This window comes from Streptococcus sp. CF8_St5-17, from assembly GCF_024295665.1.
Classification (GTDB): Bacteria; Bacillota; Bacilli; order Lactobacillales; family Streptococcaceae; genus Streptococcus.
The window spans coordinates 380964-392583 of the sequence record NZ_JANCOU010000001.1; the positions used below are offsets into that span (position 1 = coordinate 380964).

The 11620-nt window shown below is 40.4% G+C and carries 13 protein-coding genes; 3 read left to right on the plus strand and 10 right to left on the minus strand.

Annotation, left to right across the window (positions count from 1 at the left end; all coding sequences use genetic code 11):
- Nucleotides 1-5: 5 nt before the first annotated feature.
- Nucleotides 6-791, minus strand: coding sequence for an enoyl-CoA hydratase (locus NMM19_RS01810; RefSeq protein WP_178895413.1), 786 nt, complete (start codon nucleotides 789-791; stop codon nucleotides 6-8).
- Nucleotides 792-1044: 253 nt separating this feature from the next.
- On the opposite strand from NMM19_RS01810, the gene NMM19_RS01815 reads away from it, so the two are divergent.
- The 3 genes from NMM19_RS01815 (at nucleotide 1045) to serS (ending at nucleotide 4271) form a co-directional block, all read left to right on the plus strand.
- Nucleotides 1045-2409 carry an aspartate kinase gene (locus NMM19_RS01815; protein WP_178895414.1) on the plus strand — a complete coding sequence of 455 codons (1365 nt, stop codon included), beginning with the start codon at nucleotides 1045-1047 and terminating at the stop codon, nucleotides 2407-2409.
- Between the two features lie 2 nt (nucleotides 2410-2411).
- Nucleotides 2412-2783 (plus strand): DUF956 family protein, encoded by a 372-nt coding sequence (locus tag NMM19_RS01820; protein ID WP_178895415.1) that lies wholly within the window; start codon nucleotides 2412-2414, stop codon nucleotides 2781-2783.
- 213 nt (nucleotides 2784-2996) lie between these two features.
- Nucleotides 2997-4271 (plus strand): serine--tRNA ligase, encoded by a 1275-nt coding sequence (serS, locus tag NMM19_RS01825; RefSeq protein WP_178895416.1) that lies wholly within the window; start codon nucleotides 2997-2999, stop codon nucleotides 4269-4271.
- Nucleotides 4272-4364: 93 nt separating this feature from the next.
- On the opposite strand, the gene groL is transcribed toward serS, so the two are convergent.
- The 9 genes from groL to NMM19_RS01870 form a co-directional block, all read right to left on the minus strand.
- Nucleotides 4365-5984 (minus strand): chaperonin GroEL, encoded by a 1620-nt coding sequence (groL, locus tag NMM19_RS01830; RefSeq protein WP_049494251.1) that lies wholly within the window; start codon nucleotides 5982-5984, stop codon nucleotides 4365-4367.
- Nucleotides 5985-5999: 15 nt separating this feature from the next.
- The gene (gene groES / locus NMM19_RS01835) at nucleotides 6000-6284 is read right to left on the minus strand and encodes a co-chaperone GroES (protein WP_049494252.1); all 285 of its coding nucleotides are present in this window, start codon (nucleotides 6282-6284) and stop codon (nucleotides 6000-6002) included.
- A 136-nt stretch (nucleotides 6285-6420) separates the two neighbouring features.
- Nucleotides 6421-6714 carry a hypothetical protein gene (locus NMM19_RS01840; RefSeq protein ID WP_000256768.1) on the minus strand — a complete coding sequence of 98 codons (294 nt, stop codon included), beginning with the start codon at nucleotides 6712-6714 and terminating at the stop codon, nucleotides 6421-6423.
- Nucleotides 6715-6815: 101 nt separating this feature from the next.
- Nucleotides 6816-7670: a PTS system mannose/fructose/sorbose family transporter subunit IID gene (locus tag NMM19_RS01845; RefSeq protein WP_029689583.1), complete on the minus strand. Its 855-nt coding sequence runs from the start codon at nucleotides 7668-7670 to the stop codon at nucleotides 6816-6818.
- Nucleotides 7654-8496 (minus strand): PTS sugar transporter subunit IIC, encoded by an 843-nt coding sequence (locus NMM19_RS01850; RefSeq protein ID WP_178895417.1) that lies wholly within the window; start codon nucleotides 8494-8496, stop codon nucleotides 7654-7656. The genes NMM19_RS01845 and NMM19_RS01850 overlap by 17 nt, the downstream gene beginning before the upstream one ends.
- Before the next feature lie 57 nt (nucleotides 8497-8553).
- Entirely contained in the window at nucleotides 8554-9048 is a 495-nt protein-coding gene (locus NMM19_RS01855) for a PTS sugar transporter subunit IIB (protein ID WP_049494254.1), read from the minus strand.
- A gap of 14 nt (nucleotides 9049-9062) precedes the next feature.
- Complete coding sequence (locus tag NMM19_RS01860) at nucleotides 9063-9500, minus strand: PTS sugar transporter subunit IIA (protein ID WP_004251855.1); 438 nt, start codon at nucleotides 9498-9500, stop codon at nucleotides 9063-9065.
- Between the two features lie 139 nt (nucleotides 9501-9639).
- Nucleotides 9640-10938, minus strand: coding sequence for an ABC transporter substrate-binding protein (locus NMM19_RS01865; RefSeq protein ID WP_006150426.1), 1299 nt, complete (start codon nucleotides 10936-10938; stop codon nucleotides 9640-9642).
- Nucleotides 10935-11618 carry a response regulator transcription factor gene (locus tag NMM19_RS01870; RefSeq protein WP_004251853.1) on the minus strand — a complete coding sequence of 228 codons (684 nt, stop codon included), beginning with the start codon at nucleotides 11616-11618 and terminating at the stop codon, nucleotides 10935-10937. The genes NMM19_RS01865 and NMM19_RS01870 overlap by 4 nt, the downstream gene beginning before the upstream one ends.
- Nucleotides 11619-11620 lie beyond the last annotated feature (2 nt).

The window sequence follows — 11620 nt, forward strand, 5'->3', positions numbered from 1 at the left end:
ATTTTTTATTTCCCGACAAATTTTGGACGTCTTCTTTCAGAATGTGCACGAACACCTTCTTTAAAATCTTCCGTATAAGATAGTGATTTTTGTAGCTCCAATTCAAGTTGGGCGTATTCATGCCACTGCTTGAACTCACTCTCCCAAACGAGCTTTTTAATTGCTGCATAAGAATTTGAAGAACCACGTCTCAACTTCTTCAACAATTGTTCTCTTGTTTTTTCTAATTGTTCACTAGTGCATAGGCGATACAAAGCTCCTGCTTCAAAGGCTTTTTCAGCGGTAAAAGCTTCGCCTGTCATTGCTAATTGAGTTGCTCGAGTTGCACCTAGAGATCGTGTAAGCAAGAATAAGCCACCTGCATCAGGAGCTAAGCCCACACCTACAAAAGCCTGGATGAATTTAGCTTTGTCAGATGCAATACAGAAATCAACAGCCAAAGCCATATTTGCTGCGGCTCCAGCAACTGCTCCGTCCACCTCCATGATAACTGGCTTAGAAATCTGTTTAATCTTATAAGAAATTGTATTAACCAATTCAGCAATTCGTGCAAGTGAAGCAATATCATCTTCATCGACAGCACGTTTCATCTCAACTAAGTCTCCACCGACTGAAAATACCTTACCTGCTGCATTAATGAGAATAAATGAAACAGAGTCGTCTTTTTCAGCCAATTCCAGTGCTTCTAAAATTTCTTCACACATAGGAATATGGAAACCATTTGCCACTTCGGGACGATTTAAAGTAATCGTTGCTAAATCGTCTTGAATTTGAAAGATAATATGATTCATAGCTACTCCTTTAATTTAGAAAGCTTATTAAATTATTTTATCTTCAAAGTATATCTTATTATTTTCATTTACACAAGCAAAAATCGATTAAAAGTGTATCAGCCGATTTTTAAAGAGTGTTTTCTATACTTAAAATAACTAAGTTAAGCTAATCATGTCCAGACTTCTAATAAGATGTAGCCTTTCCTATTGCAGATTGAAAAAAGCCCTTCTTTCTGCTATAATCGTATAAAATACTAACTGAGGAGTTTTTATGAAGGTTGTAAAATTTGGAGGAAGTTCACTCGCCTCTGCAAGCCAGTTGAAAAAGGTTTTAAACATTGTAAAAAGTGACCCTGAACGTCGTTTTGTAGTTGTTTCTGCACCAGGAAAGCGCGATGCTGAAGATACCAAGGTTACGGATGCTTTGATTAAATATTATCGTGATTATGTAGCAGGAAATGATATCAGTGCTAGTCAAAATTGGATTATCGATCGTTACGCTGCAATGGTTAGCGAACTAGGACTTAAACCAGCTGTTTTAGAACGAATCTCTAAAAGCATCCGAACTCTTGCTACTCTTCCAATTGAGGACAATGAGTTTCTTTACGATACCTTTCTTGCTGCAGGGGAAAATAACAATGCTAAACTGATTGCAGCTTACTTTAACCAAAATGGTATAGAAGCGCGCTATGTTCATCCACGAGAGGCTGGGATTGTTGTTACAAGCGAACCTGGAAATGCTCGTATCATTCCTTCAAGTTATGATAAAATCGAAGAGCTCAATAATGGAACGGAAGTTCTGGTTATTCCCGGATTCTTCGGTGTGACTAAAGAGAATCAAATCTGTACCTTCTCACGTGGTGGATCTGATATCACTGGTTCAATTATCGCAGCTGGAGTTAAAGCTGACCTTTATGAAAATTTCACTGATGTTGACGGAATTTTTGCTGCCCACCCTGGTATCATTCACAAACCACACTCAATCCCTGAATTGACTTACCGTGAAATGCGGGAATTGGCCTATGCAGGTTTCTCTGTACTACATGACGAAGCACTCCTTCCAGCCTACCGCGGAAAAATCCCTCTTGTTATCAAAAATACCAATAATCCTGAACATCCGGGTACTCGCATCGTTCTAAAACACAGCAGTGATGAATTCCCAGTAGTGGGGATTGCTGGTGATTCTGGTTTTGTCAGCATCAATATGTCTAAATACCTGATGAACCGCGAAGTAGGTTTTGGTCGTAAAGTACTTCAAATTCTAGAAGACCTGAATATTGGTTGGGAACATATGCCAACTGGTATCGATGACCTATCTATCATTCTACGTTCACGAGAATTGACTCCTATCAAGGAAGAAGAAATCCTTCGTCAACTTGTTCAAAAGGCAGAGGTAGACCACGCCGAAATTGAGCACGATCTCTCAATCATTATGATTGTTGGAGAAAAAATGAAGCGCCATATCGGGGTAACTGCTACAGCTACTCGTGCCTTATCTGAAAACAAGATCAACATTCAAATGATGTCGCAAGGTTCTAGTGAAGTTTCTATCATGTTCGTTGTCCACAAAGACCAAGAAAAAGCGGCTCTTAAGGCTCTCTACCAAGCATTTTTCGGTGAAAGTAAGGAAGACTAAACATGGCTCAATCTCTCAACAAAGTCATTGACCTACAAACAACTGGAACCTCCTATCTTTCCATTTCAGGAAAGGTCGGAAAGTTCCTTGTTGGAGATCAAGCACTAGAATTTTACGCAGACCGAAATGTCGAGGATTATATTCAAATCCCATGGTCTAGCGTTAATCAAATCGGAGCCAATGTTTCGGGCCGTAAGGTTAGTCGTCACTTTGAAGTTTTTACAGACCAAGGAAAATTCCTCTTTGCCTCAAAAGATTCTGGAAAAATTCTTAAAATTGCTCGTGAAAAACTAGGTAATGATAAGGTTGTCAAGCTTCCAACTTTAGTCCAAATCATTGGGCATAAAATTAAAAATCTATTTGCAAAAAAATAGAAACTTTAGTATAATCATAGAAACGGATAAGTAGGTTAAGTTTATCTTTCAGAAAGTCTGCGGTCGCTGTGAGCAGATAGAAAACTTAGGTGAAATTCTACCGTTGTTGCAAACTAAATACATAATCAAGTGCACACCTGTGAAGTTGGATGGAACCGTGGCCCTGCCACTCCAACGCTTTGTCAGGTGTGCTTTTTTCATAAAGGAGTTTATATGCTAGATATTAAACGAATTCGTACAGACTTTGATGCTGTCGCAGAAAAATTGGCTACACGTGGTGTAGATGCTGCTATCTTGAACGAGATGAAAGAAATCGATGCAAAACGTCGTGATATCTTGGTCAAGGTTGAAACACTTAAAGCAGAACGTAATACAGTTTCTGCTGAGATTGCTCAAGCTAAACGCAACAAAGAGAATGCAGACGATAAAATTGCTGCCATGCAAGCTCTCTCTGCTGAGGTAAAAGCTCTTGATGCTGAATTGGCTGAAATCGATGCGAAATTGACAGAATTTACCACAACTCTTCCCAACATCCCTGCTGATAGTGTTCCTATCGGTGCTGACGAAGACGATAACGTAGAAGTTCGACGTTGGGGAACTCCTCGCGAGTTTGACTTCGAACCAAAAGCTCACTGGGATCTTGGTGAAGACCTCGGCATTCTTGACTGGGAACGTGGTGGAAAAGTTACCGGTGCCCGCTTCCTCTTCTATAAAGGCCTTGGAGCTCGTTTGGAACGTGCTATCTACAACTTTATGTTGGATGAGCATGGTAAAGAAGGCTATACAGAAGTCATCACTCCATACATGGTGAACCATGATTCTATGTTTGGTACTGGTCAATATCCAAAATTCAAGGAAGATACTTTTGAGCTCAGTGATACCAACTATGTCCTCATTCCTACAGCTGAAGTTCCTTTGACTAACTACTATCGTGATGAAATTCTTGACGGAAAAGACTTGCCAATCTACTTTACTGCTATGAGTCCATCATTCCGTTCTGAAGCTGGTTCAGCTGGTCGCGATACTCGCGGTTTGATTCGTTTGCACCAATTCCACAAGGTTGAAATGGTGAAATTTACCAAACCAGAAGAATCATACGAAGAATTGGAAAAAATGACAGCCAACGCTGAAAACATCCTTCAAAAATTCAATCTCCCATACCGTGTGGTAGCTCTTTCTACAGGAGATATGGGATTCTCAGCAGCAAAAACTTACGACTTGGAAGTATGGATCCCTGCGCAAAATACTTATCGTGAAATCTCAAGCTGTTCAAATACAGAAGATTTCCAAGCGCGTCGTGCCCAAATCCGTTACCGTGATGAAGCAGATGGTAAAGTGAAACTCCTTCACACTTTGAATGGTTCTGGACTTGCTGTTGGACGTACCGTTGCTGCAATTCTGGAAAACTATCAAAATGAAGATGGTTCTGTCACTATTCCAGAAGTCCTTCGTCCATACATGGGTGGTGTTGAAGTCATCAAACCATAATTCAAAAAAAGAGGAAGCTATGCTTCCTCTTTTTAATTTACAAGAAAGAAAACAGGTAGAAACCTTTATTTCCACCTGTTATTTTTATATTCTCTAGTAACCACCCATCATAGATGGATCCATTGCTGGAGCAGGGGCTACTGGTTCTGGTTTGTTAGCTACAACTGCTTCGGTTGTCAAGATGAGACTTGCTACTGAAGCGGCATTTTGAAGGGCTGAACGACTTACCTTAACAGGATCGATAATTCCTGCTTCAATCATGTTAACCCATTCACCTGTTGCAGCGTTGAAGCCTGTTCCAAGCTCTGCATGCTTCAAACGATCGATAACGATTGAACCTTCATAGCCTGCGTTGTAGGCAATTTGGCGAACCGGCTCTTCTAAGGCACGAAGAACAATGCTACGTCCTGTTGCTTCATCACCTGTCAATTCTAAAGCTTCAACAGCTGGAATGACATTCACTAAGGCAGTACCACCACCTGCAACGATACCTTCTTCAACAGCTGCACGAGTCGCATTAAGAGCATCTTCGATACGGAGTTTCATTTCTTTCAACTCAGTTTCAGTTGCAGCACCAACCTTGATAACAGCTACTCCACCTGACAATTTAGCCAAGCGTTCTTGAAGTTTTTCACGGTCGAATTCTGAAGTTGTTGTTTCAATTTGAGACTTGATGACAGCGACACGGTTAGCAATTGCTTCAGGATTACCTGCGCCTTCTACAATAACAGTGCTATCTTTATCTACAGACACTTTAGCTGCTTGACCTAAAGCTTCGATGGTAGCATCTTTCAACTCAAGACCAAGGTCTTCGGTAATAACAGTTCCACCTGTCAAAATCGCAATATCTTCCAACATCGCTTTACGACGGTCACCGAAACCAGGAGCCTTAACAGCAACTACGTTGAAAGTTCCACGAATCTTGTTCAAGACAAGAGTTGGAAGAGCTTCACCGTCAACGTCATCTGCAATAATCAAGAGCGGACGGCTACTTTGAAGAATACTTTCTAGAAGTGGCAAAATTTCTTGGATGTTTGAGATTTTCTTATCAGTGATTAAAATGTATGGATTTTCAAGGTCTGCAACCATTTTTTCATTGTCAGTGACCATGTACTGTGATAGATAACCACGATCGAATTGCATTCCTTCTACAACTTCAAGCTCTGTTTCCATACCACGTGATTCTTCAATAGTGATAACTCCATCTTTACCAACTTTTTCCATGGCTTCAGAGATGTATTCACCCACTTTTTCAGAGCGAGAGGATACGGCAGCGACTTGTGCGATTGCTTCCTTGCTTGATACTGGAATGGCATTGTTCTTCAAGGCTTCTACAGCAGTTGCAACTGCTGCTTCAATCCCACGACGGATACCGATTGGGTTTGCTCCTGCTGTAACGTTCTTGATTCCTTCACGAACGATGGCTTGGGTCAAGACAGTTGCAGTGGTTGTCCCGTCACCAGCAATATCGTTGGTTTTAGAAGCTACTTCTGATACCAATTTGGCACCCATATTTTCAAAATGGTCTTCTAGTTCAATTTCTTTAGCGATTGTCACCCCGTCATTGGTAATCAATGGTGAACCAAATGATTTTTCAAGAACGACATTACGTCCTTTAGGGCCTAAGGTTACTTTAACTGTATCAGCTAGGATATCAACCCCACGGACCATTGCTGAACGTGCATCAGATGAAAATTTAATTTCTTTTGACATACTTACTTCCTCCTATTATTCTTCAACGATTGCTAAAATATTAGCTTCACCCACGATGATATATTTTTCATCACCATCTTTGACATCAATACCTACATGAGCTTCAACTAAAACTTGATCTCCAACTTTTACACTTGGAGCAACAAGTTCACCACTCAAGGTGCGAACACCTTGTCCAATAGCTACTACTTTAGCTGTTTTTGTTTTTTCTTGGGCTGATCCTGCAAGGACAAAGCCACCAACTGTTTGTTCTTTTTCTTCAATTTTCAAGACCACGCGGTCTCCTAATGGTTTCAACATCTGCTTTCCTCCATAAGATAATCATATTATTAGCACTCTTTGTATACGAGTGCTAAACCATAGTTCTATTGTATCACTTAGTCAGAAATAGTCAAGAAAAAAACACCTCAAAAATGAAAGAGATGTTCCTTTAATATTAATTGAGAATCGTCAACTTTTGATTGAAATCATCGATAACCTTTTGGAGATTGATCCGCCCGCGGTAGATACCATATCCAAAAACCACCATTCCTAATATTCCAATCAAGGCAAGTAAAATTCCGAAAATTAAGAGTGGGAGGAAGGTTTTATGAAAAAGATAAATCAATACCACACCAATACTAGCAGTGATAAAGAGCAAACTGAACCAACGACCCAAATTTTCAAGCATGTGGCGTTGATACTTAATTTCTGTTTCATATCCATTAACAAGTTCTTGTTTTGTAACCATGAAAATCCTCCTGATAAAAATTGAGAATGAAGTGTAAGAGAAGGAGATTAGTCTACTTCATTCTCAAAATTTTTACTAGTAAATATTGGGTTCTCTTGACCTTAGTAATTAAGATGTGGGTCAAAGATACCTAGAGCAACACCAATTAAGGCAACAACAACTAGAATTAACATGACTTTGTTTGGTGAAACTTTTTTCTTAGACATCAACCACCAGCAAATAGTGATGAAGGTTGCTGTCAAGAGACCTGGATAAACACCATCAATCTTTTCTTGAATTTTAAGGAAGGCTTCTCCGTTAGCATTTTTGAATTCGAGTGCTGTTGTAACAGAGACCCAAGTCGCTGCTACAGCACCAATAACCATACCACCGACAACGCTGATTGCTTTACGAAGAGCTTGTCCTTTTGGTCCTACTAGGAATTCAACGGCTTTATCCCCTAATTGATATCCTTTGAAGAAGGCAAAGCGCATACCAAAGTAGACTAGGAAGTTCCATACGACGATGTAGAAGATAGCACCAGCGACGTTACCACCTTTAGAAAGACCAAGTGCAATCCCCAAAAGAACTGGAATCAAGGTACCAACGATCAAAGAGTCACCAATACCAGCGATTGGTCCCATCAAACCGGCACGCATCCCATTGATGGTTTCACCATCTACTGCATCTCCATTTGCACGTGCTTCTTCCAAACCAGCTGTAATCCCTACAACAAGAGATCCAAGTTGCGGTTCAGTATTGAAGAAAGCAGTATAGGTTTGCATAGCATCTTTTTGTTCTTCTTTTGTATCATACATTTCTTCTACGATTGGAAGCATAGAAGTCAAGTACCCAAAGGTTTGCATGTGTTCTTGAGAGAAACAAGTCAAATGACCATAATACCAATGATGAAATGCTTTTGCTAATGTTTTCTTTGAAATTTTCTTTCTATCAGCCATTTTAAATATCCTCCTCATCATCGTCTACGTAAACAACCCCAGCTGGAACAGCTTTCATAGATTTGATTACTTCAAGTTCATAGTAGATTACTGCAAAGATCAATGAAACAACCGCACTCGCTACCAAGTTCAAGCCGAGAGATTTAGCCAAGGTAAATCCAACAAAGAATGGAATGAAGTCAGTTGCTTTTGTAACAATTTGTTTCAACAAGATAGCAATACCGACACATGGGAGAAGAGCTCCGACTGTAAAGAGAGCTTTCATCCAGAAACCATCCATAGGAAGGTAAAGTTTCATCAAATCAACCATGTTTTCACCATATTTAGTGATAATCATAGTTGGAAGGAAAGAGAAGAGGAAGTGAGAGATCCATGGGTAAACCCAGTCAACTGCGTAGAGTTTTTTGAAATTTCCTTCTTCAACGGCTTTCCAACCAATGTGTTGCCAAAGCAAGTTCATGGTAGCTGTTCCGTAGAAAAGAACAGTACCGATTGTCCCAACGGCCGCACCGATTGGGGCTGCAGCTGCTGCAATTCCAGCTTCATCTGTGATGTGATTTGCATGCACAAACAAGATAGCAAGAGGAACACCGATATAAGAGATGGCACGAACATCGGCAGATACGGTTCCACCAGGTGTTACCAAGGCGATATAAACGACTTGAAGGGCAACCCCGACCATAATACCGGTTGTCACATCTCCAAGAATTAAACCTGAAATCAACCCACCGATCAAGGGACGACCGAGTGTATAGTTCCCGATACTGGAACCTCCCATACCAGGCATTGAAGACAAGCTGGCGAAAACAGCAAGCAAGATTGCTTGAATCCATGAAATTGTCATAACAAACGCTCCTTTTTGTTTGTAAATTTATTTACCTAACTAATAAAACTGTTAGGTTTAAAAACCAAATTTAGATTTGAAATCGTCCCAATAACCAATTGAGACATCCGGCAGCAATTGGAATTTAACCTTGTAACCTGCTTCCTGGATAGCCTGAAAGGCTTCTGCTTCTTCCTGTGTGATAGATTGGTTATTACCCAATTTCACTGCACCAGGTCGATCATTTGCAGGGCCAACGATGATTTCTTTAACATCTCCTGGGACAAAACCTTGATCCACCAAAATTTCCTTCATATCGATTGGGTTTTTGGTAATCAAGAAGTAACGACTATCTGATTCCGTTACTTTTGCTGATTTTTCTTTAAAGGCTTCTTTTGTCCATACAAAGGTTTTCTTGTCTGATGCACCCTTGTATGCCTGGATTAAAACCTTGTTTGACGCTGCTGCATCGTTTACGGCAATCAAACCATCACATGGTTTTTCTTTTGCCCAGCGTGTGACTGTTTGACCGTGAATCATGCGGTCATCAATCCGTACAAATGTTACTACCATAAGGTACCTCCCTATTAAATATCGTCATCATCTTCTTCAGCACTAGTGGCTGAAACTTCAAAAGGCTGTAGTGCAGATCGTGCTTCTGATAAGATGGTGGCTGACAAATCGTCTCCATCCAACACATCCTTCATCACTACTGCTGTTAAAGCCATGGTAAGATTCATTCCACCAAGGATCAAAGCTTCATCTAGCTTCCCAACTTCTTCTAGGACAGTTGCTGCTGTGGTTAGTGGACTACCGCCTACAATATCTGCCAAGACCAGTACAGAATCATCTGCTGTCAATTCTGAAATGCTTTCTCTAAAATCAACTGCAAAATCATCGACCGACTTTCCTTCTTTGAGTCCAACTGCAATGACCTGGTTCATCTTATCACCAGCAAACATAGCTAGTGATGTTTTTAGGCCTTCTGCCAATCCTCCATGACTGACTAAAATGAGGTATTTCATTTTGCTACGCCTCCTTTATTTGACTCTATTGTAGATTATTTGAAAGCGTTTTTACATTGTCAAATGTCACATTATAAACATGACATTTAGCAATAAAAAAATGACATCTGTCACTTGACACGATGTCATCTTTTTTTCTTTAAAATCCTACCTGGAGACTACTTTCAATCTCCCTTTGAATTTGCGGCAGGCGGTTCTCAACATCTTGATTGCGCAAGGCATTGCCAATCAAGTAGTCCAGTTTTTCTAACACTTCTTTCGAGACATTCTTGGGACTACTTTCTACAGCTTGTTCCATGATTCGGTTCAAGGTCTGATTGGTTAAGGAATCTGCCCCAAAATCATCCACTTGCAGAAGGTCTTTACTAGAACGACTCTTGACTACATCAGGCATGACAGAAATCCCTTGAGATTCAGCAAAAAGAGTTTGTTGGATTTCTGGATCCTCTGTCAACACTTGCATCAACTCCCAAGCCAACTTTGAATGAGGAGTCCGAGCAGACATGGCAAAAGAAGTCGTCGTAACCAAGGTCGCCTTAGTGGTTTTTGACTTAGCAGGCATAGGAATACAGGTCCAGGTGAAGTTTGAATATTTGGAAACATGATAGGGATAAGGTTTATAAGTCCTATATTGAGCCAAAGTCATGGGGTAAAACGCTACTTTCCCCTGGTCAAAATCTTTGGAACTCACCTTATAATTTTTATTTAACTCTTCCAATTTTTGCAGAAAAGTCAAAGATTCTTTGACTTCTGGAGCCGTAAGTTTGAGCATCCCACCTTGAAAGAGACTACCCCCATTTGCTGCCAAAGCTTCTTTCCAGGTGTATTCTGTACTCCCAAACTGATCCAATTGACCATCTCCATTGGTATCTTTGGTTAGTTTTTTACAAATTGTATAGAACTCTTCCAAGCTCCAACCTTCTTTGGGAACCTCAATGCCTTCTTTATCCAGCAAATCTTTATTGACACACATCAAAATAGGATTACTTTCATATGGCAAGGCATAGGTTTGCCCCTGATAAACACCTGATTCAAATGCAACAGGATAAAAAGCAACTTGGTCTTCTTTATTCATATAGCCGTTTAACTTTTCTAAAACGCCACGTGCCGCCAATAAGGACAAATCTTTCTCAGAAACCATAAACACATCAGGGGTCTTTCCTGATACAATTTTTTCTGAGAGCCAGTTTGAATATTCCGACTGCGGAATTCCATTTTCATATTCCACACGGACATTAGGATGGGACTTTTCAAATTTTTGGATCGCAAGATCCAATGCATGAGAACGTTGACTGGTCGGTACATCCCAACTAGAGCCTGCATAAACTCCTATATGAAGGACGGTCGGTTGCTGTTTCCACCAATAAAAACCAGCACTCAAAGAGAGCATAAAAAGGAGACAAATCCCTAAACAAAGTTGCTTTCGCTTCAATTTCATTCCGTATTTCCTTTTGAAAAATCACGTCGGGTCACTCCTGTTTGGACTGACCAAATCGCTAATTGCGTTCGATCTCTTAGGTTTAATTTCGACAAAATCGTTGATAAGTAATTACGAACAGTTCCTTCTGATAAGAAGAGTTTAGCCGCAATCTCTTTATTTGACTCACCATAGCCAATCTCTTGGATAATGCGCCATTCCGTCGTGCTCAAATCCTTAACGTTATCCTCATCCACAGCAATAGAGAAATTTGATTTGGCCATTTGCGAGAAAATTTGAAAGACCTTGCTTGCGATATCAGGGTTGATCATTGCTCCTCCCTGATGCACCACCTTAATAGCTTCATAAAGCTCCTCTGTCGAGGCTCCTTTTAAGAGATACCCTGAAGCACCATACTTGAGCGCACTATAGATAAATTCATCATCGTCAAAGGTTGTTAAAATAATAATTTTGATATCCGGATAGTGCTCTTTTACTTCTTTTGTAGCCAAAACCCCATCCATGCCTGGCATCCGAATATCCATTAAGATTAAATCCGGATGCGAGTGTGGAATGCTAGACAAGACATGATTCCCATCTTCCACTGTGGCTACCACTTCAATATCTGAGTAGGCCGACAAAATAATTTTCAGAGATTCTCGAATCAAGGACTGGTCATCCGCCACCATTACTTTTATCATCA

What these genes read in the sequence shown, in the direction of transcription:
- groES (WP_049494252.1), bottom strand. Translation starts at nt 6,284, where the DNA reads ATGTTGAAACCATTAGGAGACCGCGTGGTCTTGAAAATTGAAGAAAAA.
- NMM19_RS01870 (WP_004251853.1), bottom strand. Translation starts at nt 11,618, where the DNA reads ATGATAAAAGTAATGGTGGCGGATGACCAGTCCTTGATTCGAGAATCT.
- NMM19_RS01810 (WP_178895413.1), bottom strand. Translation starts at nt 791, where the DNA reads ATGAATCATATTATCTTTCAAATTCAAGACGATTTAGCAACGATTACT.
- NMM19_RS01815 (WP_178895414.1), top strand. Translation starts at nt 1,045, where the DNA reads ATGAAGGTTGTAAAATTTGGAGGAAGTTCACTCGCCTCTGCAAGCCAG.
- NMM19_RS01845 (WP_029689583.1), bottom strand. Translation starts at nt 7,670, where the DNA reads ATGAGGAGGATATTTAAAATGGCTGATAGAAAGAAAATTTCAAAGAAA.
- NMM19_RS01865 (WP_006150426.1), bottom strand. Translation starts at nt 10,938, where the DNA reads ATGAAATTGAAGCGAAAGCAACTTTGTTTAGGGATTTGTCTCCTTTTT.
- NMM19_RS01820 (WP_178895415.1), top strand. Translation starts at nt 2,412, where the DNA reads ATGGCTCAATCTCTCAACAAAGTCATTGACCTACAAACAACTGGAACC.
- NMM19_RS01850 (WP_178895417.1), bottom strand. Translation starts at nt 8,496, where the DNA reads ATGACAATTTCATGGATTCAAGCAATCTTGCTTGCTGTTTTCGCCAGC.
- groL (WP_049494251.1), bottom strand. Translation starts at nt 5,984, where the DNA reads ATGTCAAAAGAAATTAAATTTTCATCTGATGCACGTTCAGCAATGGTC.
- NMM19_RS01860 (WP_004251855.1), bottom strand. Translation starts at nt 9,500, where the DNA reads ATGAAATACCTCATTTTAGTCAGTCATGGAGGATTGGCAGAAGGCCTA.
- NMM19_RS01855 (WP_049494254.1), bottom strand. Translation starts at nt 9,048, where the DNA reads ATGGTAGTAACATTTGTACGGATTGATGACCGCATGATTCACGGTCAA.
- serS (WP_178895416.1), top strand. Translation starts at nt 2,997, where the DNA reads ATGCTAGATATTAAACGAATTCGTACAGACTTTGATGCTGTCGCAGAA.
- NMM19_RS01840 (WP_000256768.1), bottom strand. Translation starts at nt 6,714, where the DNA reads ATGGTTACAAAACAAGAACTTGTTAATGGATATGAAACAGAAATTAAG.